Below are 22,547 nucleotides of genomic sequence, written 5' to 3'. Positions count from 1 at the left end.
TTTCCTTGGTCGTGGTCATCGGCGACCACCACCCCGGCGCGTGGTGGTGTCCAGCGACGTAACCGTCAGGACCCGCGTCAGGACATAGGCCGCGATCAGGTCCGGCAGTCCGAGGACCACCAGAAGCAGCAGTGGATTCCCGGGATGGGTGATCACGAGCCACTGAACGCCCGTGAACGCCGCACCCGTGAACAGCACCCGCCCGGCCAGCGACACCACCCGGGCACCCACCTGCGTTGCCTCGACCGCCCGGCGCGCCTTCCGCGCGCTGAACCGCCACAGGCCGAACAGCACCAGCAGCACCCCGGCCCCGACCGCGATCTGTGTTGCCGTGAGGTTCAGCGTCATCACGCCTCACCACCTTCGCGGCGAGCCAGCCACACCGGATACAGCGCACGCCGATCGGTGTCCGGCAACGCACCCCACACCCCGACCGTGTCCGGCCCGGCTGTCCGCAACTCCAGTTCCCGGCACTCGTCAATCACCGGACACCCCGCGCACAATCGGAACGCAAGCTCCCGGTCCGGCGGGTCATCTCCGGACAGCCGTGGCATGTCCGCCCGGTCGAACGCCCAGAAACACAGACCGTCCCTGGACACCACGTCGTTCAGCACCTGGTCCGGCACATCGGCGTACCGGTCAAGCTGAGCAGCCATCTCCGTGTAGTCGTAATCGGTCATCGCGCACCGCCGTCGAGCACCCGCAGCAACTCAGCAGCAGGGATGACGAGTCGGGAGCGGCGACGTTCCGCGCGGAGCGTGCCTACCCGAATGGCGCGGTGCACTTGGTCGTGGTCGACGCCGAGAATCCACGCAGCGTCGGCCAGTGAGTAGAACGCCGGTTGAACGGCGTCAGGAAGTTTCTTCGGCATTGGATTGAGTCCCTTGCGTCAAGAACGATGATTTAGTCGCAAAAAGAAAGCTGATTTAGTCGCTCATTGGACAAGTAATGGTCCGAATGCGCGACGCGGTGTCGATCTAGGCGTCACGAAATCCGTGAAGCGCTAATGTCGGCGCTGAGGCGGACCACGGAGGAATGGGTGTCGGAAGACTGGGCGGCGGTCGCGAAGACCATCAACGAGCGCGTGCACGAGCTCGGGTGGAAGCAACGCGAACTGGCGGAACGCTCGCAGGTCTCTCAGGCGATCGTCCGCGAGATCCAGAACCACACCGTCGAGCGCAAGCGCAGTGACCGCACGCTCGAAGCGCTTGCCCTGGCGCTCGGGTTGCACCCGCAACACCTGCTCGCCGTGCTGCACGGTCGCATACCGCCGGCGCCCGGCCAGCCCCGCGAGGACATGGAAGACGCCGTGTCGGCACGCCTGGCCGTGATCGAGCTGCGGCTGTCGCAGATCACCGACCAACTCGCCGACCTGAATGCGAGCATTGCCGCACTGGTCGGCCGTGATGGGACTCGCCGCGGTTAGCGGAAGTTCGGTTTTCCGGTCGGTCCGAGCGGCTGTCCGGCGGGTGTTCCTGTCATGTGTCATGCCACCAAGAAACGGCATTTACGCGCCTGCCGGGAGCTGGCAGCAGTTGACACGACCCGTGCTATCTCGTGTTATCTCCGCAGGTAGAACCCGTTATCGGAGTGCCGGTTCATGACGTCGGCCACCCCCATGCGGGCCGTACGGGACGCCCTCGGCTGGGGACAGGAGAAGCTGGCGCGCGCGATCAACGCGCGCGCTCCGGCGCACGGGTTGCCGGTGCGCTCGGTCGCGAGCCGGAAGACGGATATATCCCGGTGGGAGAACGGGCACATCACCCCCGAACCCCCCATGCGCGCGCTCCTGCGCGAGATCTACGGCCGCACCGACGCTGAACTCGGCTTTCCTCCGAGCGTCCCTGCTATCGGGGGCGAGCTGGCCGAACGGCTTGCCATCGCCAAGCGGGTCGATCCCGAGATGATCGCCTTGTTCCGTAGCGAGGTCGACAGCGTCCGGCACGCCGACCGGCGCCACGGCTCAGCCTTACGGCTCGAACGCTTACGCGGCCAGATCGACGAGGTGGAAGACCGGCTGCGGCACACGCTGTTGGAGCGCGATCGAGCGCCGTTGGCCGGGGTGCTCGTCGAGGCGTCCACTCTGGCCGGCTGGAACTCCCTCGACATGGGTTCACTCAGCCAGGCCTGGCTGCACTACGAACGTGCGAAGTCCGCGGCACGTGAATCCGGGTCGACGGCACTGCTCGCCCACGCCACCGCTGAGCAGGCGTTCGTCCTGATCGATGCGGGCAACATCGAGGACGCCGTAGCTCTGTTCGCCGAGGCACGATCGATCGGCGCGCAGGCTCCGCACCTGTTACGTGCGTGGCTGGCCGCCGCCGAGGGTGAGGCCTGCGCGATCGCCGGAAACCGCGACGGTGCGTTGCGCGCGTTCGACGAGGCTGACGCGCTCCGACCGTCCGAAGTCGTCCACCCGGAGCTACCGTTTCTGTTCCTCGGCGGCTCCCATCTGGACCGCTGGCGCGGGAACGCGCTCGTCCACCTCGGCGCACCGGAAGCCATCGACCAGCTCGAAGGGCTGATTGACCGCACGCAAGCGTCCTTCGTCCGTGTGGGAGGGGCCATCTACGTTGACCTTGCGCTTGCCTACAGTGCGGCCGGAGATCGTGAGGCGGCCCGGACCTATGCGCAGCGTGCCCGCCGGATCATCTCCGAAGTCGGGTCCGTGCGGCTGCGTCGCCGCCTGGAACGGCTCGTGCTCCCCGGTGACTCACCCTTGACGTGAGTTCAGGTAGTACAGCAGGGACACCAACGTCCCAGACCCCAGCAGCTCCTGACGTTGCGCGAGTTCGTTGACCCTGGACAACGGCACCCATTCGACCCTTCCGACCTCTTCGGTCTCGGTCGGCTCGCCGATGTGCTCGGCTGCGCGCCACAGGTACACATCGACCGGGGCCGTGACTTGGCCGGGCAGCGGCTCGAAGCTGACCAGGTGCTCCGGCTCGCCGATCGGCTGCCAGCCGGACTCCTCCGCGGCTTCCCTTGCAGCGGTCCCCGCCGAGTCGTCGCCCTCGTCGACCATGCCGCCCAGCAATTCGTAGCCCCACTGCTCCGTGGCGAACCGGTAGCGCCACAGCATCAGCGCTTCGTCCTGGTCGTTCACGATCAGAGCGATGGCGATCCGGGCGAGGTGCACCACGTGGTACTCCCAGCGCTCCCCGTTCGGTGCCTCTACGTCCGTCAACCCGACCTTGACCCACCGATTGTCGTAGACCAGCCGCTCACCGAACGTCTTCCACGACCCATGCTCATCAGCCACGCCCGCAGCCTACGGCGCGCGGGACGTTCACGGCAGACCTGGTGGGGTGTCTACGTAGGCCAAGAAATCACAGGTCAAAGCAATATTCGGAGTCCGACCAGCCTACTTGCGCGGTTCCTCGGACACATTGTTGCCGATTGGCTACTATCGGTGCAGGTCGGGCAAGGTTTGATCGGTGTCAGGGGAGGACGTCGTGGCTGGCGAGGCTGCACCGGGTGCATCGGTGAGCAAGTTGAACTTCGTCGTCACAGGCGATCCCACGTCGGCCGGCGGAGGCGGTGCCTCGGGTGGCGAGGCAGTTGCAGGCGGTGGCGGCTTCCACCTCAGCCCCGACGACCTGAAGGCCGAGTTGGAGAACCTGAAGAAGCTGTCGAGGCGCATTGACGACCAACTGCGCAATGCCGTCCCACTCTGGACTATCCAGTCTCCCGGTCAGGACCCGGCCTCGCTTCGCAACACCAAGGCTTCGAACACCTCGGGCGACTACTATCGCGGCCATCTCTCTCGCCAGAAAAGCTACGCCGATCAGATTATTCAGCAGATGGAAAAAGCGCTCGGCATTCACGAGGGTAATGACGTACAAATGAGCGCGGATATCAAGACGCAAGGTGGGGGACATTTCTGATGCATCGCATGGGACGCCTCAGCGTCGCCGTTGGAATTGTCGTGACGTTGTGCGGGCTTGCCGCCTGCTCCGGCGAGACCGGCAAAGCGACCCCGACGTCCGGTACGTCGTCGCCTGCCTCCCCGAGCAGCGGGCAGCAACCTGGTGCCGCGGTTCCGACGATCTCCAACCCGCTGCCCGCGTCAGTCATCCAACGCGACCCGTGCTCAGTCCTGACGTCGACTCAAATTGACGGGCTCTTCACGGGAACACCGACGCAGAGTCCTGTTCAGGACACGGGCGCGGCAAAATCGTGCTCTTGGAGTGATCTCGACAAGGGGTCGCTCGTGGGCGTTCAGCTTGTGTACGCCTGGAAGGACGGGCTTCGCACCGTCTACAACACCCAGAGTCAGGGCGGATTCTTCAAGGTTCTGCAACCGGTGCAGGGCTATCCCGTTGTCGCGTACGGGCCCCATGACGAGCGTTCGCAAGGACGTTGCAGCGTTGCTATCGGAATTGCCGACAATGCAGCTTTCGATATCGATGTGACGCTTGCAAGGTCCGTCGTCGGTCAGGCAGACCCTTGCCAGGATGCGAACCACGTCGCTGATTTGGCCGTCACCACGCTGAAGGGCGGTGCATGATGGCCCTCGCCGATGTCGTTTACCAGTTCCTCCAGCAACAACAGGCCGACGGCAAGTTGATCCTCCCCGCGGAGTTGGTGCGTCGAGTCAAGGCCGGACCCGGTCCTGAGAGCTTGGGGCACGCGCAGGCGGCAGGCGTTGAACAGGTCACCGAGCAGCAGGGCATTGAGGCGGACACGCTGGCGATCGTCGGTCGGCTGGAATCGGCGTGGTCCGGGCCGAGTGGCGATGCATCCCGGGCTGGCCTACGTCCGTTGGCTGACGTCGCGACATCGGCATCGTCGGCCATGCACGGCAGTCAGAACGCGTTGGCTGATCAAGGACATGCGTTCCAGTCCACACGCGACTCGATGCAGGATGTGTCCGACAAGCCGCCGTCGACAGACTTGCTCGACACACTTAGCCCGTGGGACACCGACACCGAGGATCAGATCAACAAGAACAGCGCAGCGATTGCACAGAACAAACAGATCTACCAAGGCTTCACTACGACCAGTGATGGTCATGCGCAAAAGATGCCAATCGACTACGGCCAGGTGCCAGACTCCCCGGACGGCTCCTACGCCGTGCAAACTCCCACGGCGCAGCAGAGCGCGGTCACCGAGCAGAGCGGATCTCATCAATCGGTGGTCGGGTCGGGCGTTGGCTCATCGGCGGGTGCTCCGGGCGGGCAGCACGGTGCACCGAGTTCGGGCTCCAGCTCTCATGGCGATCAAGGGGCTTCACCCCATCCGCCCGCGGCGTCGGAGAACGGCGGAACCGAGACAGCCGGGTACGCGCCGCCACCCCCAGCCAGTGGTACGCCCGTTGGTGGTGGAACGTTCGGACCAGGATTTAGCTCCACCGGCCCCGGTGGGCAGACCGCTTCCGGTTCGGCTGGCGGTTACGGCTCGGGTGGTGGCTTTGTGCCAGGCTTCCCCGGTGGTTCGCGTTCCGAGACCGGCGGTCTCGGCTCTGGAGGCCGCGGCGGTATGCCGGGCGGTTCAGGAGCAGGTGGGTCGGGCACGGGTGTCCGAGGTCCGGGATCGCCGGGGAATTCGAGTGGTGCAGGTCGACTCGGCACGACGGAAGAGCCAGGCATCGGTGGTAAGGCAGGAAGTTCCGGCCAGCGTGGCGCAAACGGGATGCCGATCGGCGCCAATGGTGGGAAGGGCAAGAAGGAAGAGGACAAGGAGAAGAAGTCCGCCGACTACTTGCGCGAGGCCGACCCGAACGCCCTGTTCGGCTACGACGGCAAGGCCACACCACCCGTGATCGGCAAGTAACGGTGCTGAACGCGAGGGGGGCTTCGTGTTGCTGGCTGAACCGGTGACGGTGCCGCGTCTGGCGTTGGCACAGGCGTGGGAATGGGAGCGCGTTGGCGCGCCGCATCCGGTGATCGGCATGGTCGACGTGTGGCTTGAGGACGACATTGTCGGCAGGTTCGAGGACCTGACCCGGCAAGTCCTGGCGGAGCCCGGTTTCTACGACCTACGCAGGGGTCGTTTCGTCGGCGAGTTCCGGGATTTGTTGCTGGCCACGGCGAACGCGGAATCCGAGTGTTACTGCTTCTCCTCGACCAGCGACGGGCAAAGCACCGCCACGCTGGCAGTGCCGGCCGGACGATCGGCCATTCGGTACATAGTGGATGGTGATCGAGTCACGCTGGAGAAGATCCCGCGCCATCGACTCATTCGCGCCGTCGTTGAGAGCTTGACCGCGTGTGCTCCGGCAGACATCCGCCAGTTCAGCGTGGCGCGGTCGGAGTACGAGTCCAGTGGGGACGGCGAAGCATACTCCCTCGACACGACCAGCGACTACACCGCGCCCGACTCCGCCGAGCAATTGCGGACAGCCATGACAGCGCGACGGATCGGCGGCCACCAGTTCTATGTCGCTTCCCGTACCAACCGCGGGCGCGTCACCAGTATGCCTCTGACAGCCGTCGACACGGCGGAGCACGGCCGATTCCTCACCTATCTGCAGGACGGCCCGGGCGGCGAAGAGATCACATGTGGACCAGGCAGTCTCGACTACATCACTGGAACCCTGGAAAACACCCTGCAAGCTTTACAGTAAATGGGTCAACTTTTTGAGTCGGCCGAGTTGACGCGCCGATCCAATACTGGATGCCAGCGTGCGCGCTTTGGCGATGTGTCCCTTTGCCTTCTCACGTTCGCCTTGCGCGAAGAATGCGGACGCCAGGTCCACGCGCAGGCCAGCTTCAGCACGGGCGAACGTCGGGTCAAGGCGATTCAGCGCTGACGTGAGTACGTCGACCGCCTCCGGGGCGCCGGTACGGGCGAGCGCGTGGCCCCTCCATCGTTCGAGGTGTACGGGGTCGAGCGCGACGTACGGGCCGTCTGCATCGGATGATCCGGATGGCAACAGTGCTCCGGCACGGTCGAACGCGCGGAGGCTGGCGGAGCGCTGCCCGTCGGCGGCGAGCGCTTCCCCGTGTGCGGCCGCGAGCCACGAGCGCAGCAGACGATCTACGGCATGGCGTGCCCGAATTTCGGTGGCAGCAAGCACCTCAACGGCGGCGCTTGTCTCGCCGACGTCGAGCAAGGCGAACGACTGTTCCGCAGTGGTGTGCACCTCGAACCGAGCATTGCCTGATTGGAGGGCGGCGCCTTTGGCTCGTTCGTAGTGTCTCCATGACTCCGCGACTCGGCCGAGGTCTAGCGCCTGCCATCCGGCCAGGGTCCCCAGCTCGGCGAGCAGGGTGGCGAGGCGCGTTCTGATGTCAGAGTTGAGGCAGTGCGACTGGAGCAGGGAAATCTGCTCGATCTTGGCCACTACCTCGTCGTGTGCGGTGACGGCGCCTAATTGCCGGTCGAGCCGTCGCAGGCTGTCGAGCTGGCCGTGCAGGACCGCGAGAACCGCCGGGTCGACCCGCCTGGCGGCGTCGAGCATGACGCGGAGTTGCGGCCTGTCACTCTCGCCCGCGCTGACTGTCACCGGCGGTGCGAGAAGGTCGTCGATGCTCAGACGGAAGATCCGTTCGAGCAGGCGTGCTGTGGCTGGGCGGGGGCGGCCGATCGGGGAGCCATCCGTGGTCTGTCCCGAGACCAGACGCTTGAGATGACGTTCGCTGAGCGTGCCCGGCTCGCCGCACTCGCGTGCGAACTCCTCCGCTGACTTGACGAACTCAGCCAACGATTGGTTGCGCTGCCAGATCTTCAACTCAAGGACCGTACGCGGCTTCCGCGCGCGCTGGTCGCCCGTCGTCATGTCATCCCCTCTGACCGTCCTGACACCTGCATGTCCCCCGTGTGGCCCGCCCGCGACCTTTCGCTGAAATCAGCCTTTAGGTGAAGCTAATTTCAGTGTCGCACATGGCACTGGCGCAGGTCAGCCCCCGGTGCGCGGAAGGCGGAACAGATGGACGACCAACAGGCCGGCGTGACTGTCGTGCGGACGTATCTGTCGTGGCACCGGTGCGCTTCTGATGGCCGAGATCACGCCGTCACTGACGAGGAATTCGCACGAGGGCGTCGCACGAACTCGGCCGGGCGCTACCAGTCGGTGTGCGGGCATGTCGTCGTAGTCGGATCGATGTTGGAGGCTCCAGGCGCACGGTGCGTGGCCTGCCAGGCCTATGTGGTTGCCCGGTCACCGCACCAAGCGGACCAGCGCTCACCTCGTCGTCGACACCGAAAGGCCCGTGCGTGGCCTCGCCTGCGACGTAGGCTCCGCGCTGAGCGTCCACTCGCCGTCGCATCGCCAAACGCAGAAGGCTGGATCGCGCGATGACGGTGCGGATCTATCTCGCTCGCCCGCTGCCGGGCTTGGTCGGTGAGACTCGTCGCGTGGTGCACCTCTTTCCGTTCCCGACCGACGACGTGATGCCGTCACGGCTTGTGGCTCTGTGCGGCGCGGACTTCGGGCCGGGGGAACTGGAGATGCTCGACAGACCGAGTGGGATGCCTTGCGTGTCGTGCCTGCGGAACTCGCCTACTCCCGACGCGGTCGAGGGGTAGCGATGGCGCGCTTGGTCCCCATCGCCGGGTATACCGAGGGACTCGATCCGGTGCTTGTACCGCCAGTGCGGCTGTTCATCGTGGCTACGCTCGCTGACGAGCAGTGGTGCGAGTACGCGACGATGCGCCAGACGCTGAGGCTGACGCCTGCGGCGTTGTCGAAGCAACTCGGAGTGCTCCGGAAAGCTGGGCACGTCGAGTCTCGCCCCGACGGCCGCCGGTCCTCTTGGAGGTTGACTCCCACCGGTACTCAGCGTCTGACGGATCATCTTGACGCGCTGCAACTCGTCGTGGCGACGGCGGCGGAGATTGTTGCATCCATACGTGCGGGCAGGCGATCGTGATCTACGCCGTTTCAAATGCTTGTAGGGCGGTTGTCCACCTGCCCCATATCTGGAACGGGTGGCTAAGCGAACAACGGACACCGAGACACGCAGCATGAGCTGGTCGTCCTGGATGACGAGGAGGACCCGGAATGAGTCTGCCGGTCGTCAGTGGCCCCGATTTCGACCCCGACACCATTGCGGAAGTCATCCATCGGTACACCGCTGGCGAGACCATGGAACAGCTGGCAGCGCAGTACTCAGTCAGCTACCGGCAAGTCCGCAACGTCCTGATCTTCGCCCGCGTCACCATCCGGCCGCAGAAGATCCTCTTGCCGCCGACACCGCCCGGCCTGGTCAACGCCTACCTCGACGGCCGGACGATCCAGCAGCTGGCCACCACCCACGGCCGGAGCTACAACCAGACCCGCCGGATACTGCTCGCCGAAGGCGTCCAACTCCGGCGCCGCGGCCGACGCTAGGCCCCTGATCCCCCGGTCGGTGCGGTTGACCCCGACACCGCACCGACCGGGCCAAGCCAGGAGCCCCTGACTCCCACAACGACCCGACGACAGCATGTTGCGACGCCGAAGAGCGATCAGAGAAAAGGTCACAGACCGGATGCGCGCCGCGGCCCACCGCGCCAGCCTCCGCGCTCTGGAGCATGCAACGAGCGTCTACGCAGGTCACAAGTAGGTAACCAAGTCAGTATTGGTTCTAACCGTCATAAACACTCACGAGCCCTTCGCCCGGCAGACGTTTGCAGCACTGAGTCCCATCTCTCACTTGACTACTGGCCAGCCTCCGACACACACTGATGCAAACGATTGCAGACGGAGGTGCAGGTCATGGTGACCGCAAACCCAGGGGCAACCACAGTCGGCTGGATCGGTGCCGGGCGGATGGGCGCGGCGCTCGTGCGGCGGCTGCTCGAGGCCGGTTACGACGTCGCGGTGTACAACCGCACACGCGCCAAGGCCGAAGAGCTGGTCGCGGCCGGGGCGGTGGTGGCGGAGCGGCCGGTCGACCTGGCCGGGCGTGACGTGGTGTTCTCCATGGTTTCGGCTTCGGCGGACCTCGAGGAGGTGACTTCCGGCGAGGGCGGGCTGTTCACCGACCCGGCCCAGGCGCCGAAGGTGCTCATCGATTCGTCCACGGTGTCCGCCGAGGCCTCCGCCCTGGTGCGGGCCGAGGCGGCCAAGCGCGGAACCGCGCTGCTGGCCGCGCCGGTGAGCGGCAATCCGAAGGTGGTGGCCTCGGGGAAGCTGACGCTCGCGGCGTCCGGGCCGCGGGCGGTGTTCGACGAGGTCCAGCCGCTGCTGGACGCGCTCGGCCGCGGCGTGACCTACGTCGGCGAAGGCGAGGTGGCGCGGCTGGTGAAGATCGCCCACAACGTGTTCCTCGGCGTGGTGATCCAGTCGCTGGCCGAGATCACGGTGCTGGCGGAGAAGGGCGGGGTGAGCCGCGAGGCGTTCATGGCCTTCCTCAACGCGTCGGTGATGGGCTCGGTGTTCAGCCAGTACAAGACCCCGGCGCTGGTGAACCTGGACTTCACCCCGACGTTCACCATGCCGTTGCTGCGCAAGGACTTCGACCTTGGGCTGGCGGCCGCGCGCGCACTGGAGGCGCCGATGCCGGTCGCCTCGGCGGCGGCGCAGCTGGTGGCGTCCGCGGTCGGCGCGGGCCTGGTGGAGCAGGACTTCGCCGTGCTGATCGAGGAGCAGGCGCGCCGCTCCGGGCTGAAGCTGGTGTCCGAGGACTCCGACGTCACCGACGGTCTGGCGGCCGGCGATGCCTGACGGACGCCCGATTCCGGCCCCCGGCCACGGCGCGGTCGACTTCGAGGAGCGCGTGGACTTCGCCCGGCTGCGCGACTACCGGCTCGCACGGGCCCGCGCGTCGCTGGAGTCCAGCGAGTGCGCCGCGTTCCTGCTGTTCGACTTCTACAACATCCGCTACACCACGCAGACCTGGATCGGCGGCGCGCTCGGGGACAAGATGACCCGCTACGCGCTGCTGGCCCGCGACGGCGAGCCGATGCTGTGGGACTTCGGGTCCGCGGCCAAACACCACCAGCTCTACTCGCCCTGGCTGGAGCCGGAGAACTGCCGGGCCGGCATGCTCGGGCTGCGCGGGGCGATCTCGCCGGCCGCCGGGCTGATGCGCCAGGCCGTCACGCAGATCAAGGACCTGCTCGTCCAGGCGGGCGTGGCGGATTCGCCGATCGGCGTCGACATCGTGGAGCCGCCGCTCCTGTTCGAGATGCAGCGCCAGGGCCTCAAAGTCGTCGACGCGCAGCAGTTGATGCTCGACGCGCGTGAGATCAAGTCGAACGACGAGATCACCTTGCTCTCGCAGGCCGCGGCGATGGTCGACGGGGTGTACCAGGACATCGTCGAGGCGCTCAAGCCCGGCGTCCGCGAGAACGAGATCGTCGCGCTGGCCAGCAAACGGCTCTACGAAATGGGTTCCGACCAGGTCGAGGCGATCAACGCGGTGTCGGGGGAGCGGTGCAACCCGCATCCGCACAACTTCTCCGACCGGCTGATCCGGCCCGGCGACCAGGCGTTTTTCGACATCATCCAGTCCTACAACGGTTATCGCACCTGTTACTACCGCACGTTCAGCGTCGGCAGCGCCACCGACCCGCAGCGCGACGCGTACGCGCGGGCGCGGGAGTGGATGGACGCGGCGATCGAGATCGTGAAACCGGGGGTGGGCACCGACGACGTCGCCCGGGTCTGGCCCGCGGCCACGGATTTCGGGTTCACCGACGAGATGGCCGCGTTCGGCCTGCAGTTCGGCCACGGTCTCGGGCTGGGGCTGCACGAGCGGCCGATCATCTCGCGGCTGAACAGCCTGGGCGATCCGGTCGAGATCAAGCCCGGCATGGTCTTCGCGCTCGAAACCTACTGTCCCGCGTCCGACGGCTTCTCCGCCGCGCGCATCGAGGAAGAGGTCGTGGTCACCGGTACCGGCGTCGAGGTGCTCACGAAGTTCCCGGCGCAGGACCTGTTCATCGCCAACCCGTACTGAGCCGAGGAGGCGCTGTGAAGATCCCCGAAGAGCTGTTCATCGGCGGCGGCTGGAAGCCCTCGGCCGACGGCGCCCGCATCACCGTGATCGACCCGGCCACGGCCGATCCCGTCACGACGGTGGCGAACGGCACCGTCGAGGACGGTTTGGCCGCCGTTGACGCCGCGGCGACGGCGTTGCCCGAATGGTCGGCGACCGCGCCGCGGGCCCGGGCCGACATCCTGCTGCGGGCGTTCACGCTCATGCACGAGCGGGCCGAGGAGTTGGCCGAGCTGATCGTGCGCGAGAACGGCAAGGCGCTGCCCGACGCGCGCGGTGAGGTGACCTACGCGGCGGAGTTCTTCCGTTGGTACGCCGAGGAAACCGTGCGGGTCGCGGGCACGGTGCAGACCGCGCCCGGTGGCGCCAACCGGATCCTGGTGCTGCGCCAGCCCATCGGCGTGAGCGTGCTGGTGACCCCGTGGAACTTCCCGGCCGCGATGGCCACGCGGAAGATCGCGCCCGCCCTCGGCGCCGGCTGCACCGTGATCCTCAAACCGGCGTCGGAAACCCCGCTCACCGCGCTGGCGATCGCCGCGATCCTGGAGGAGGCCGGCGCGCCCGCGGGCACGGTGAATGTGGTGCCCTCGACCCGGTCCGGCGCGGTCGTCGGCGCGATGCTCGAAGACCCGCGGGTGCGGAAGCTGTCCTTCACCGGGTCCACCGAGGTCGGCCGCAAGCTGCTGCACGCGGCGGCGGAGAGCGTCGTCAGCGCGTCGATGGAGCTCGGCGGAAACGCGCCGTTCCTGGTGTTCGACGACGCCGACCTCGACGCTGCGCTCGACGGCGCCATGGTCGCGAAGATGCGCAACGGCGGGCAGGCCTGCACTGCCGCCAACCGGTTCTTCGTGCAGCGCGGCGTGGCGGAGGATTTCGCGCGACGCCTCGCCGAGCGGATGGGCGCGCTGCGCGTCGGACCGGGCACCGAAGCCGGGGTGGAGCTGGGCCCGCTGGTCAACGCCGAGGCCGTGGCCAAGGTCAGCGAGCTGGTCGAGGGCACGGTCGGCGCCGGGGCCCGGGTGCTCGTCGGCGGGAAACGCCCGCAGGGCACCGGGTTCTACTACCCGGCGACGGTGCTGGCCGGGGTTCCGGCCGGGGCGCCGGTGCTCGCCGAGGAGATCTTCGGCCCGGTGGCGCCGATCGTCACCTTCGACACCGAGGACGAGGCCGTGCGGCTGGCCAACGACACCGAGCACGGCCTGGTGTCCTATGTGTACACCGGCGATCTGGCCCGCGGACTGCGGCTGGCCGAGGCCCTGGAATCCGGCATGGTCGGGCTCAACCGCGGCCTGGTCTCGGAGCCGGCGGCGCCGTTCGGCGGGGTCAAGCAGAGCGGGCTGGGCCGCGAGGGCGGGCACGAGGGCCTGCTGGAGTACACCGAGTCCAAGTATGTCGCCGTCACCTGGTGACGAGTCTCCTGCCTATGCTGGCCCGATGGACAGGGCACCGACGATCAAGGACGTCGCCGAGCGGGCGGGGGTGCACGCCGCCACCGCGAGCCGGGCACTGAACCCGGCCACCCGCGCGATGGTGAACGCGCGGACCGCCGGCCGGGTGCACGAGGCGGCGCGGGCGCTGGGCTACGCGCCCAACTCCGCGGCGCGGAGCCTGCGCACCCGCACGTCCTCGGTGGCCGGGGTGATCATCCCCGACCTGCGCAACCCGGTGTTCCCGCCGATCGTCCGCGGGATCGAGGACGCCCTGCGGGAAGCCGGGTACATGGCGCTGCTCGGCAACACCGACGGTGATCCGGAGCGCGAGCGCGAGCTGGTCGCGGCGATGCGCGGCCGCCAGACCGACGGCTTCATCCTGGCCACCAGCCGCCGCGACGACACGGTGCCCGGCTCGCCGGTGCCGACGGTGCTCGTCAATCGCCGCATCGACGGTGGCGGAGTGCCTTCGGTGACCGCGGACAACGCGGCGGGCGTCCACCTTCTCGTGCGGCACCTGGCCGGCCTGGGGCACACCCGGATCGGACACGTGGCCGGCCCGCGTTCGGCGTCCACCGGCTGGGAGCGTTACCGCGCGTACCTCGACGCCATCACGTCGCTCGGGCTCGACCAGGCCGCGAAGGCGGTCGAGTTCGCCGAGGCGTTCACCGAAGCGGCCGGCCACGCCGCGACGCTGGACCTGTTCGCCGCCAATCCCGGGCTGACCGCGGTGCTGGCGGGCAACGACCTGATCGCGCTCGGCTGTTACTCCGCGCTGGCGGAGCTGGGCCGCACGGTGCCGGACGAAGTTTCGGTGACCGGCTTCAACGACATGCCGTTCGTCGACCGCCAGCGGCCGCCGCTGACCACCGTCCGGATCCCGCACTACGAGATCGGCCGAGAAGCCGCGCGGCTGCTGCTGGAACGCATCGGCTCCCCGGAGGCACCGACGAAGAGCGTGGTGCTGCCGGTCGAACTGATGGCCCGCGCTTCGACCGGCCCCGCGAAACCCCAGGACTCGTGAGTGTTTATGACGGTTAGAACCGGCATAAACACTCACGAGTCCTTAGGGGTCAGTCGAAGACTTCGGGGTGGTCGGCCAACGTCACCCGGGTCCTTCGGATGTGGCCGGCCAGCACGCGTTCCGCGTCGTCGGCGTCGCCGGCGCGCAGGGCGGAGACGAGCATGTGGTGTTCATCGTGGACGATCCGGGTGCCCCGCGCGTCGAGCTGCGCGGTGAACGCCCGGCGGTAGTGCTGGGTGGTGTTCCAGAGGCGCTGCACGGTTTCGCCGAGCATGGTGGTCGTCGCCCCGGCGTAGGACGCGAGGTGAAATTCGCGGTCGAGGACCAGGAATTCGGCGATGTCGGTGGTGACCCGCATGCGCTCGGCGAGGTCGTCGAGATGGTCGAGTTGTTCCGGCTCGAGATGGGGCAGGCTCATGCGCAGCAGCAAGGGTTCGAGCCGTTCGCGGATCCGGTAGATCTCGTCGCATTCGGCGAGGGTCAGCCGGGTCACCCAGGCGCCGGAATTGGCGACCAGGGTGAGCAGCCCGTCGGATTCGAGCACCCGGAACGCGTCGCGCACGGGCAGCCGGCTCGCGCCGTACTGCTGGGCGACGTCCTCCTGGCGGATACGCGCGCCGGGCGGGTAGTCCCCGCGCAGGATCGCCTCGCGAAGCTGGTCGGCGATGCGCTTGCTCGCCACTCCGTCGCGGCTGCGGGGTGGCTCGTCTTCCTTGCTCACTCGGCCGGCTCCCTCGGGCTCCACAGCTTCACCTTCGACGTCGCTTCGTAGGCCTTGCCGTGGGGGAAGCTCACGAGTTCGAGCTGCATCCCCCACGGGCTCAGAAAGTAGACCCATCGCTGTCCTTGACTTGGACCGGTGCTCGCGGTCGGGGTGCTCAGCACGGTGACGCCGTGGTCGTGGAGATGGGCCAGCGCGGCGTCGAAGTCGTCGACGTAGAAGGCTAGATGGTGACCGCCGATGTCGCTGTTTCGGGGCTGGGGCCGGGCGCCGTCGGCGGCCTCGTACTCGAAGACCTCGAAGTTCGGCCCGTGTCCACAACGGAAGAACCGGAGTTCGCGCATCACCGTGCGGGGGTGCACGCCCAGGTGCTCGGCCATCCAGTCGTCGTCGGCGCGATAGGGGCCGAGCGAGTAGACGAGTTCGCAGCCGATGACGTCGACGAAAAAGCGCTCGGCCTGGTCCAGGTCGGGCACGGTGAAGCCGATGTGCTCGGTGCCGCGCAGTCCCGGCAGTCCGGCCATGGTGGAACCTCCTCGCCGTAAATGTATACATCGATGCTGACCTAGCTCTATCCCACCTGGTTCTTGCGGGAAGCGCAAGCTTGATTGTATACATGTGAAGTCAGAAGACCCCGTTGATCCGGAGAGGCCCGTGATGGCCAAGACCCGACGTCTGGAGCCCGGCGCGCCGTGGTTCGAACTCAGCTCCACCGCGGCGGACTGGCGCAACGCCGATCCCAAGCTGCTCGCCGCGATGCTCGGGCAGCTGCACCTGATCCGCGCGTTCGAGGCGGTGGTGCTCGAGCTGGCCGGCGAAGGCCTGGTGCACGGCCCGGCGCATTCGAGCATCGGCCAGGAGGGCGGCGCGGTCGGCTCGATCGCCGGGCTCGGCTCGGCCGACACGGTCACCGGCTCGCACCGCGGCCACCACCAGTTCCTGGCCAAGGCGATCACCCACGTCTCCGGCGGGGTCCTTGACCTCGACCATCTGGTCAGCCCTGCCGTGCAGACGGTGCTCGACCGCACCCTCGCCGAGATCCTGGGGCTGGCCAAGGGTTTCTGCGGCGGCCGCGGCGGTTCGATGCACCTGCAGTGGTTCGAGGCGGGCGCGCTCGGCACCAACGCGATCGTCGGCGGCGGGGTCCCGTTCGCCGCCGGCAGCGCATGGGCGCATCGCCACGCCGGCACCAGCGACATCGCCGTGAGCTACTTCGGCGACGGCGCGGTCAACATCGGCTCGGTGCTGGAGTCGATGAACCTGGCCGCCGCCTGGAAGCTGCCGCTCGTCTTCTTCATCGAGAACAACCTGTACGCCGTGTCCACCCCGGTCGCGGAGGTCACCGGGGAGCCGCGGCTGTCCGGCCGGGGGCCCGGTTTCGGGATCCCGTCGTGGCGGGTCGACGGGATGGACCCGCTCGCGGTGCACCTGGCGATGCAGCAGGCGGAGAAGATCCTGCGCGCCGGCGAGGGGCCGGCCGTGGTCGAGGCGGAGGTCTACCGGTTCTTCCACCAGAACGGGCCGTTCCCCGGCAGCGCTTTCGGTTACCGCAGCAAGGAAGAGGAAGCGGCCTGGCGGGCGCGAGACCCGCTTGAGCGTGTCGCGCGGGAGATGACCTCGCTGGGGCTGGTCGACGACGAACTGGTCGCCCGGGTCCGCACGCAGGCGCGGGACGCCGTCCACCAAGCGGCCGAGGCCTTGCTCGAACCCGATCCGGCGAAGCCCGGGAAGCGCCGTATCCGGCCTTCGCTGTGGCCTGACACCGATTTCGTCGACGTCGGTATCCGCGGCGATGCCGACGAGCTGGACGGGGCCCGTTTCCTCGACCCCGTGGACTACCAGGGCCCGGCCACCGAGACGAAGTTCATCGACGCCGTCGCCGCGGTGATGGGCCACCGGATGGACGAGGACAACCGGTTCGTGATCCTCGGCGAGGACGTCGACCGGCTGGGCGGCGGCACGAACGGCGCGACCAAGGGCTTGGCGGCGAAATACCCGGCGCGGGTCCTGGGCACCCCGATCAGCGAGAACGCGTTCGCCGGGCTGGGCGGCGGGATGGCCCTCGACGGCCGGTTCCGGCCGGTGGTGGAGTTCATGTACCCGGACTTCCTGTGGGTGGCCGCCGATCAGCTGTTCAACCAGATCGGCAAGGCCCGCCACATGTTCGGCGGGCGGAACCCGGTGCCGCTGGTGCTCCGGACGAAGGTCGCGATGGGCTCCGGCTACGGCTCGCAGCACCTGATGGACCCGGCCGGGGTGTTCGCGATGCAGCCCGGCTGGCGCATCGTGGCCCCGTCGACCCCGGCGGACTACATCGGCCTGCTGAACACCGCGCTGGACCTGGGCGACCCGGTCCTGGTGATCGAGCACGTCGACCTCTACCCGACCACCGGCCCGGCGCCGTCGGACGACCTCGATTACCGTCTGCCGCTGGGCAAAGCCGCGATCCGCCGTACTGGGGAAGACGTCACGGTCCTGAGCTACCTCTCGATGACCGGCCATGCCCTCGAAGCGATCGAGAGCACCGGAATCGACGCCGAGTTGATCGACCTGCGCTGGCTCGACCGGGCGTCGCTGGACTGGGAGACCATCGGGCGCAGCATCCGGAAGACGAACGCGGTCCTCATCGTCGAGCAGGGCGCACGCGGCACGTCCTACGGCGGCTGGCTGGCCGACGAGATCCAGCGCCGCTTCTTCGACTGGCTCGACCAGCCCGTGCAACGGGTGACCGGGGGCGAAGCGTCGCCGAGCATCTCGCGGGTGCTGGAACGGGCGGCGATCGCGCGTACCGAGGAAGTCGCCACCGGACTGCGGACCGTCCGTGCCGAGATGGGCGGCCGCTGATGGCCACCGTGATGCGGATGCCCGAGGTCATCGCCGACACCACCGAGGGACTGATCGAGAGCTGGCTGGTCGCCGAGGGCGGCGCGGTCGAGGCCGGTGCCCCCATCGCCGAAGTCGAGACCGAGAAGGCGGTCGTCGAGATCAGCGCCGAACTGGACGGCGTTGTGCTGCGGCACCTCGTCGAGGCCGGGACCCGGACGGCGGTCGGCTCGCCCATCGCTGTGATCGCGGGGAAAGACGAGGGCGAGGTCGACATCGAGGCGGTGCTCGCGGCGGCCGGAATGCCTTCGGCGGCAACGGAACCCGCGCCTTCCGAGAGCCCCGCGCCGCCGGAGAGTCCCGCGCCAACGGAGATTCCCGCGTCCGGCGAACGCCTCTTCGCGAGCCCGATCGTCCGCCGGCTGGCCAAGGAACGCGCACTCGACCTGACCGGGATCACCGGCACCGGCCCGGGCGGCCGAATCGTCCGGCGTGACCTCGATGCGCTACCCGAGCCCGTCGCTGCTCCGGAGACGGCAACGATCAACGACGCCTTCGACGAGATCCCGCATTCCGGCATGCGTCGGGCGATCGCGCGGCGGCTCACCGACAGCGTCACCACGATCCCGCAGTTCTCGCTCGTCGCCGACTGCCGGGTGGACGCCCTGCTCGACCTTCGCGCGAAGGTCAACGAGAACGGAGGCGTTTCCGTGTCGGTCAACGACTTCATCGTGAAGGCCGTCGCCGGAGCGCTCGGCGACGTGCCCGAAGCCAACGCGACCTGGACCGAGACGGCGATGCGCCGTTATCGCCACGTCGACATCTCGATCGCGGTCGCGACGGAAAGCGGTCTGGTCACCCCGGTCATCCGCTCGGCCGACACGCTCTCGGTGACCGCGGTCGCGGCCGCGTCGCGCGAACTCGCCGGCCGCGCCAGGGAATCAACCCTCAAACAGCAGGAGATCGACGGCGGCACGTTCTCGGTGTCGAACCTCGGCATGTTCGGGGTGCAGAGGTTCAACGCCATCATCAATCCGCCGCAGTCGGCGATTCTGGCCGTCGGCGCGGCCACCGACAGCATCGTTGTCGTTGATGGCGCGCCGTCGGTCGCGAAGGTCCTGACCGTGACGCTGACCGCGGACCATCGGGTGATGGACGGCGCGCTCGCGGCCCGGTGGCTGGCCGCCTTCGTGCGGCGGATCGAGAACCCGTTGTCGATCTTGCTGTAGGCCGGTCTCAGCCGGGCAGCCGGACGACGGTGACGGGAGTGTCCAGCACCCGGTCGCGGCCGGTCTCGCGGACCGGGCCGGTGAGGTCGAACGAGCCGGTGCAGGGCAGGTCCGCGGCCGACCGTCCGACCAGCACCTCGACGGTTCCGGGCTCGACGATCCGGCGGAGGTCGAGCCCGGTGAAGGCGGTGCGGTCGGCGTGCAGGGTGAACGTGACCCGCGCCCGGCGCCCGGGCTCGAGCGCGACCCGGGTGAACCCGGCCAGCTCCAGGACCGGGCGGGTGACCTGGGCCCGGACGTCGTGCAGGTAGAGCTGCACGGTCTCCTCACCGGCCCGTTCGCCGGTGTTGTGCACGGTGACCGAAATGCACAGCCGGCCGTCGGTCGCCACCTCGCGAGGGCTCAGGTCGAGTTCGGTGTAATCGAAGGTCGTGTAGGAAAGGCCGTGGCCGAAAGGGAACAGCGGCGTCGGGTCGAGATTGCTGATCCCCTCGCTGTTACGGCCGAGCGGCGCGCTCAGGTAGGTGCCCGGCGAACCCCCGTGGTGCCGGGGGATCTGCACCGGAAGGCGCCCGGACGGGGTGATCCGCCCGGTGAGGACGCCGGCCAGCGCGCCGCCACCCTCCTCGCCCGGCATGAACGCCTGAATCAGGGCTGCGGCACGGTCGGCGTAGCGGCCGAGCGCGTACGGCCGGCCGGAGACGACCACGATCACCACCGGAGTGCCGGTGGCCAGCAGCACTTCGAGCAGTTCGTCCTGAAGGCCGGGCAGACGCAGGTCGGGGGCGTCGCAGCCTTCGCCGGACGTGCCGTGGCCGAACAGGCCCGCGCGGTCACCGACAACGGCGACACACACCTCGGCGTCGGCGGCCGCGGCTGCCGCGGCGGCGAACCCGGAGCGGTCCTCGTCGCGGACGGGGCAGCCCTGGTGCGCGCGGATGCCGGCGTCGGCGATCTCAGCGCGCAGCGCCTCCACAAAGGACGGTGCGGTCACGCCGATGCCGAGTCCCGGGTGCCGGGGCAGGACGTGATTCGGGTACGAGTAGCAGCCCATGAACGCCAGCGGGTCGTCGGCGCAGGGCCCGACCACCGCGACCTTCCGCGCGGCCAGGGGAAGCTGGCCGTCGTTGGCGAGCAGGACGACCGACTTCTCCGCGATTTCCCGGGCGATGGCGCGGTTGCGCGGCGAATCGAGGTCGACCGGCGCCGCGTCCGGGACCCAGCCCGGGTCGAGCAGCCCGAGTTCCGCCTTCTGCCGCAGCAGCCGGCGCGCGGCCCGGTCGACGAGGCGCTCGGGCACCTCCCCGGCGCGGACGAGCCCGGCGAGTTCCTTGCCGTAGCACAGGCTGTCGGGCAGTTCGACGTCGATGCCCGCGGCCAGCGCGAGCGCTCCCGCCGCGCCGGCGCTGTCGGCCGTGTGGTGCATGCTCTTGAGGAAGGCGATGGCCCAGTAATCGGACACGACGACGCCTTCGAAACCCCATTCGTCACGCAAGATGCCGGTCAGCAGCTGCTTGCTGGCGGCCGCGGGCACGCCGTCGAGGTCGACGTACGCGTTCATCACCGAGCGGGCCCCGCCGTCGCGGATCGCCCGCTCGAACGGCGGCAGGATCACGTCACGCAGCTCGCGCGGCCCGATGGACACCGGCGCGTGGTTCCGCGCCCCGCGTGAAGCGGAATACCCGGCGAAATGCTTGAGCGTCGCGATGATGCCGGTCTTCTCGAGACCGCGGACGTACGCGGTGCCGAGCGTGCCCACCAGGTAAGGGTCTTCGCCGAGGGTTTCCTCGACGCGCCCCCAGCGGTAGTCGCGCACGACGTCCAGGACCGGGGAAAGTCCCTGGTGGACACCGACGGCGCGCAGGTCTTCGGCGATGGCCGTGGCCATGCGCTCGACCAGTCCTGGGTCGAAGGTCGCGGCCCAGGCCAGCGCGGTGGGGTAGACGGTGGCGCCGAGCGTGGTGAACCCGGTCAGGCACTCCTCGTGCACGATCGCGGGAATGCCGAGCCGGGTCTCGGAGACGATTTCCCGTTGCAGCGCAACGAGTCTGGCCACCCCGTCGACAACGCTGACCGGCGCCGTGCCGAAGACCCGGGTGAGGTGCCCGATGCCGTCGGCGCGCACCTGCTCGAACGGGACCCCGCCGCGGGCGAACACGTCCTGCATCGGGGCGACGTTCCCGCTGACCTCCGGGTTGCCCGGCCACGCGCTGCCCAGCTGCGCGACCTTCTCGTCGAGGGTCAGCTCGGCCAGCAGCGCGTCTGCGCGTTCGCCGGGGGACAGGGCGGGGTCAAGCCAGCGGCTCATCGTGCTCCTTCGTCCGGTGCGGGGCCGGTCGACTCGCGGACGACGAGCTGCGTGGCGAGTTCGACGTGGTGGGAGTCGAGGGTGTCCCCGGTGATCAGCTTGAGCAGGGTGCGCACGGCGACCCGGCCCATGTCCTGCAGCGGCTGGCGGATCACGGTCAGCGGGGGAGTGGCGAGGCGGGCGAGCATGGTGTCGTCGAACCCGATCACGCTCAGGTCCTGCGGGACGCGCAGCCCGCGGCGGCGCGCGGCCTCCAGCACGCCCAGCGCGGTCGCGTCGCTGGCGGCGAAGATCGCGGTCGGCGGGTCGGCCATGGCCAGCAGGACGTCGCCGATCTCCAGCCCGTCCGGATGGCCGAACTTGCCGTGCCGCACCAGGTCCGGGTCGAACGCGACGCCGGCGTTCTCGAGCGCGGCCCGGTAGCCGTGCAGCCGGGCCTGGCTGCACGAGGCCCCGGGCGGGCCGCCGGCGAACGCGATCCGCCGGTGCCCCAGCCGGAGCAGGTGCTCGGTGGCGGTGATGCCGCCGGACCAGTTCGTCGCGCCGACGCTGGTCACCTCGGCCCGGGGCAGGTTCAGCGGGTCGATCACGACCAGCGGCAGCCCGGCGTTCTCGAAGCTCTCGACCTGCCGGAGCGACAGCTCGGAGGTGACCACGATCAGCCCGGCCCGGTCGTTGCTCTTCAGCCGCTGGGCCCAGTGCTCCTCCGCGGTCAGCGGGCCGCCGGGCTCGGCGGCGGGCATCCGGCCGACGACCACGTCGATGCCGAACTCGGCGCTCGCGTCGGTCACCCCGCGCAGCACCTCGAGCGCGTACGGGCTGACCAGGTCGTCGAACACGATGTCGACCATCTGGGCGGGCGCGATCGTCCGGCGCCCGTTCTGCGGCACGTACGCCAGGTCCCGCAACGCCGCCTCCACCTGAGCCCGGGTGTCCGCGGCCACGTCCGACCGTCCGTTGAGGACCTTGGAAACGGTCGGCAGCGAGACGCCGGCGGCCTCGGCGACCGCGGCGAGGGTGGCGCGCTTCCGGGATCCGGCGGGCATTGACGTTCTCCTATCGAAAAGTTTCGGACGCACTGGGCCGTGATTACCTGGCGCCGTGGGAGGCAAAGTATCACTTGACGAGGGGGAATTTCTAGT

23 protein-coding genes are annotated in these 22,547 nt (G+C 68.6%); 14 read left to right on the top strand and 9 right to left on the bottom strand.

Annotated features, from left to right (window positions below):
* Nucleotides 1-15: 15 nt before the first annotated feature.
* The 3 genes from OG371_RS45030 to OG371_RS45020 are packed head-to-tail and all read right to left on the bottom strand — an operon-like array spanning nucleotide 16 to nucleotide 871.
* Nucleotides 16-348 carry a hypothetical protein gene (locus OG371_RS45030; protein WP_329063518.1) on the bottom strand — a complete coding sequence of 111 codons (333 nt, stop codon included), beginning with the start codon at nucleotides 346-348 and terminating at the stop codon, nucleotides 16-18.
* Nucleotides 348-680, bottom strand: coding sequence for a WhiB family transcriptional regulator (locus tag OG371_RS45025; RefSeq protein ID WP_329063516.1), 333 nt, complete (start codon nucleotides 678-680; stop codon nucleotides 348-350). Before OG371_RS45025 ends, OG371_RS45030 begins: the two co-directional genes overlap by 1 nt.
* Entirely contained in the window at nucleotides 677-871 is a 195-nt protein-coding gene (locus tag OG371_RS45020) for a helix-turn-helix domain-containing protein (protein ID WP_329063514.1), read from the bottom strand. The genes OG371_RS45025 and OG371_RS45020 overlap by 4 nt, the downstream gene beginning before the upstream one ends.
* 168 nt (nucleotides 872-1,039) lie before the next feature.
* On the opposite strand from OG371_RS45020, the gene OG371_RS45015 reads away from it, so the two are divergent.
* A complete protein-coding gene (locus tag OG371_RS45015; RefSeq protein WP_329063512.1) occupies nucleotides 1,040-1,426 on the top strand; it encodes an XRE family transcriptional regulator in 387 nt (128 codons plus the stop codon).
* 351 nt (nucleotides 1,427-1,777) lie between these two features.
* Entirely contained in the window at nucleotides 1,778-2,728 is a 951-nt protein-coding gene (locus OG371_RS45010; protein ID WP_442876216.1) for a tetratricopeptide repeat protein, read from the top strand.
* On the opposite strand, the gene OG371_RS45005 is transcribed toward OG371_RS45010, so the two are convergent.
* On the bottom strand, nucleotides 2,714-3,262 hold the full coding sequence (locus OG371_RS45005; protein WP_329063508.1) for an NUDIX hydrolase: 549 nt from the start codon (nucleotides 3,260-3,262) through the stop codon (nucleotides 2,714-2,716). The two genes, OG371_RS45010 and OG371_RS45005, sit on opposite strands and share 15 nt — an antisense overlap.
* A 223-nt stretch (nucleotides 3,263-3,485) precedes the next feature.
* On the opposite strand from OG371_RS45005, the gene OG371_RS45000 reads away from it, so the two are divergent.
* The 4 genes from OG371_RS45000 to OG371_RS44985 are packed head-to-tail and all read left to right on the top strand — an operon-like array spanning nucleotide 3,486 to nucleotide 6,568.
* A complete protein-coding gene (locus OG371_RS45000; RefSeq protein ID WP_329063507.1) occupies nucleotides 3,486-3,887 on the top strand; it encodes a hypothetical protein in 402 nt (133 codons plus the stop codon).
* A gap of 8 nt (nucleotides 3,888-3,895) precedes the next feature.
* Nucleotides 3,896-4,510 (top strand): DUF3558 domain-containing protein, encoded by a 615-nt coding sequence (locus OG371_RS44995; protein ID WP_329063505.1) that lies wholly within the window; start codon nucleotides 3,896-3,898, stop codon nucleotides 4,508-4,510.
* Nucleotides 4,507-5,775, top strand: coding sequence for a hypothetical protein (locus tag OG371_RS44990; RefSeq protein WP_329063503.1), 1,269 nt, complete (start codon nucleotides 4,507-4,509; stop codon nucleotides 5,773-5,775). Before OG371_RS44995 ends, OG371_RS44990 begins: the two co-directional genes overlap by 4 nt.
* Nucleotides 5,776-5,800: 25 nt before the next feature.
* Entirely contained in the window at nucleotides 5,801-6,568 is a 768-nt protein-coding gene (locus OG371_RS44985) for an ESX secretion-associated protein EspG (protein ID WP_329063502.1), read from the top strand.
* Here OG371_RS44985 and OG371_RS44980 read toward each other — a convergent pair.
* Entirely contained in the window at nucleotides 6,560-7,723 is a 1,164-nt protein-coding gene (locus OG371_RS44980; RefSeq protein WP_329063500.1) for a hypothetical protein, read from the bottom strand. The two genes, OG371_RS44985 and OG371_RS44980, sit on opposite strands and share 9 nt — an antisense overlap.
* Before the next feature lie 751 nt (nucleotides 7,724-8,474).
* Here OG371_RS44980 and OG371_RS44975 point away from each other — a divergent pair.
* The 6 genes from OG371_RS44975 to OG371_RS44950 all read left to right on the top strand — a co-directional run bounded on the left by OG371_RS44975 (nucleotide 8,475) and on the right by OG371_RS44950 (nucleotide 14,324).
* Nucleotides 8,475-8,816, top strand: a complete 342-nt coding sequence (locus OG371_RS44975) for a transcriptional regulator (protein WP_329063498.1) — start codon at nucleotides 8,475-8,477, stop codon at nucleotides 8,814-8,816.
* A 131-nt stretch (nucleotides 8,817-8,947) separates the two neighbouring features.
* Nucleotides 8,948-9,277 carry a helix-turn-helix domain-containing protein gene (locus OG371_RS44970; protein WP_329063496.1) on the top strand — a complete coding sequence of 110 codons (330 nt, stop codon included), beginning with the start codon at nucleotides 8,948-8,950 and terminating at the stop codon, nucleotides 9,275-9,277.
* Between the two features lie 366 nt (nucleotides 9,278-9,643).
* Complete coding sequence (locus OG371_RS44965; protein ID WP_329063494.1) at nucleotides 9,644-10,594, top strand: NAD(P)-dependent oxidoreductase; 951 nt, start codon at nucleotides 9,644-9,646, stop codon at nucleotides 10,592-10,594.
* Nucleotides 10,587-11,831, top strand: coding sequence for a M24 family metallopeptidase (locus OG371_RS44960; protein WP_329063492.1), 1,245 nt, complete (start codon nucleotides 10,587-10,589; stop codon nucleotides 11,829-11,831). Before OG371_RS44965 ends, OG371_RS44960 begins: the two co-directional genes overlap by 8 nt.
* 14 nt (nucleotides 11,832-11,845) lie before the next feature.
* Complete coding sequence (locus tag OG371_RS44955; RefSeq protein WP_329063490.1) at nucleotides 11,846-13,279, top strand: NAD-dependent succinate-semialdehyde dehydrogenase; 1,434 nt, start codon at nucleotides 11,846-11,848, stop codon at nucleotides 13,277-13,279.
* Between the two features lie 25 nt (nucleotides 13,280-13,304).
* Nucleotides 13,305-14,324, top strand: a complete 1,020-nt coding sequence (locus OG371_RS44950; protein ID WP_329063488.1) for a LacI family DNA-binding transcriptional regulator — start codon at nucleotides 13,305-13,307, stop codon at nucleotides 14,322-14,324.
* 49 nt (nucleotides 14,325-14,373) lie between these two features.
* Here the strand turns inward: OG371_RS44950 and OG371_RS44945 are convergent, their stop codons facing one another.
* Nucleotides 14,374-15,045, bottom strand: a complete 672-nt coding sequence (locus OG371_RS44945; RefSeq protein ID WP_329063487.1) for a GntR family transcriptional regulator — start codon at nucleotides 15,043-15,045, stop codon at nucleotides 14,374-14,376.
* Entirely contained in the window at nucleotides 15,042-15,569 is a 528-nt protein-coding gene (locus tag OG371_RS44940; RefSeq protein WP_329063484.1) for a VOC family protein, read from the bottom strand. Before OG371_RS44940 ends, OG371_RS44945 begins: the two co-directional genes overlap by 4 nt.
* Nucleotides 15,570-15,702: 133 nt before the next feature.
* Between OG371_RS44940 and OG371_RS44935 the strand changes: the two genes are divergently transcribed.
* Nucleotides 15,703-17,889, top strand: coding sequence for an alpha-ketoacid dehydrogenase subunit alpha/beta (locus OG371_RS44935; RefSeq protein ID WP_329063482.1), 2,187 nt, complete (start codon nucleotides 15,703-15,705; stop codon nucleotides 17,887-17,889).
* On the top strand, nucleotides 17,889-19,097 hold the full coding sequence (locus OG371_RS44930; protein ID WP_329063479.1) for a dihydrolipoamide acetyltransferase family protein: 1,209 nt from the start codon (nucleotides 17,889-17,891) through the stop codon (nucleotides 19,095-19,097). Before OG371_RS44935 ends, OG371_RS44930 begins: the two co-directional genes overlap by 1 nt.
* Before the next feature lie 7 nt (nucleotides 19,098-19,104).
* On the opposite strand, the gene OG371_RS44925 is transcribed toward OG371_RS44930, so the two are convergent.
* Together OG371_RS44925 and OG371_RS44920 are read right to left on the bottom strand one after the other, a co-directional pair.
* Nucleotides 19,105-21,405, bottom strand: a complete 2,301-nt coding sequence (locus OG371_RS44925; protein WP_329063477.1) for a beta-glucosidase family protein — start codon at nucleotides 21,403-21,405, stop codon at nucleotides 19,105-19,107.
* A complete protein-coding gene (locus OG371_RS44920; protein ID WP_329063475.1) occupies nucleotides 21,402-22,451 on the bottom strand; it encodes a LacI family DNA-binding transcriptional regulator in 1,050 nt (349 codons plus the stop codon). Before OG371_RS44920 ends, OG371_RS44925 begins: the two co-directional genes overlap by 4 nt.
* Nucleotides 22,452-22,547: the final 96 nt, after the last annotated feature.

Origin of the sequence: Amycolatopsis sp. NBC_01480, from assembly GCF_036227205.1 — a bacterium.
Lineage (GTDB): Bacteria > Actinomycetota > Actinomycetes > Mycobacteriales > Pseudonocardiaceae > Amycolatopsis.
The sequence above is the reverse complement of the archived record's forward strand: the minus strand, read 5'-3'. Positions and strand labels throughout refer to the sequence as shown.

Excerpts from the sequence above, each read along its gene's own strand:
- OG371_RS44940 (WP_329063484.1), bottom strand. The coding sequence starts at position 15,569 with ATGGCCGGACTGCCGGGACTGCGCGGCACCGAGCACATCGGCTTCACC.
- OG371_RS44980 (WP_329063500.1), bottom strand. The coding sequence starts at position 7,723 with ATGACGACGGGCGACCAGCGCGCGCGGAAGCCGCGTACGGTCCTTGAG.
- OG371_RS44950 (WP_329063488.1), top strand. The coding sequence starts at position 13,305 with ATGGACAGGGCACCGACGATCAAGGACGTCGCCGAGCGGGCGGGGGTG.
- OG371_RS44995 (WP_329063505.1), top strand. The coding sequence starts at position 3,896 with ATGGGACGCCTCAGCGTCGCCGTTGGAATTGTCGTGACGTTGTGCGGG.
- OG371_RS44975 (WP_329063498.1), top strand. The coding sequence starts at position 8,475 with ATGGCGCGCTTGGTCCCCATCGCCGGGTATACCGAGGGACTCGATCCG.
- OG371_RS44930 (WP_329063479.1), top strand. The coding sequence starts at position 17,889 with ATGGCCACCGTGATGCGGATGCCCGAGGTCATCGCCGACACCACCGAG.
- OG371_RS45010 (WP_442876216.1), top strand. The coding sequence starts at position 1,778 with ATGCGCGCGCTCCTGCGCGAGATCTACGGCCGCACCGACGCTGAACTC.
- OG371_RS44925 (WP_329063477.1), bottom strand. The coding sequence starts at position 21,405 with ATGAGCCGCTGGCTTGACCCCGCCCTGTCCCCCGGCGAACGCGCAGAC.
- OG371_RS44960 (WP_329063492.1), top strand. The coding sequence starts at position 10,587 with ATGCCTGACGGACGCCCGATTCCGGCCCCCGGCCACGGCGCGGTCGAC.
- OG371_RS45025 (WP_329063516.1), bottom strand. The coding sequence starts at position 680 with ATGACCGATTACGACTACACGGAGATGGCTGCTCAGCTTGACCGGTAC.
- OG371_RS45030 (WP_329063518.1), bottom strand. The coding sequence starts at position 348 with ATGACGCTGAACCTCACGGCAACACAGATCGCGGTCGGGGCCGGGGTG.
- OG371_RS44935 (WP_329063482.1), top strand. The coding sequence starts at position 15,703 with ATGGCCAAGACCCGACGTCTGGAGCCCGGCGCGCCGTGGTTCGAACTC.
- OG371_RS45020 (WP_329063514.1), bottom strand. The coding sequence starts at position 871 with ATGCCGAAGAAACTTCCTGACGCCGTTCAACCGGCGTTCTACTCACTG.
- OG371_RS44920 (WP_329063475.1), bottom strand. The coding sequence starts at position 22,451 with ATGCCCGCCGGATCCCGGAAGCGCGCCACCCTCGCCGCGGTCGCCGAG.
- OG371_RS44970 (WP_329063496.1), top strand. The coding sequence starts at position 8,948 with ATGAGTCTGCCGGTCGTCAGTGGCCCCGATTTCGACCCCGACACCATT.
- OG371_RS44990 (WP_329063503.1), top strand. The coding sequence starts at position 4,507 with ATGATGGCCCTCGCCGATGTCGTTTACCAGTTCCTCCAGCAACAACAG.
- OG371_RS44965 (WP_329063494.1), top strand. The coding sequence starts at position 9,644 with ATGGTGACCGCAAACCCAGGGGCAACCACAGTCGGCTGGATCGGTGCC.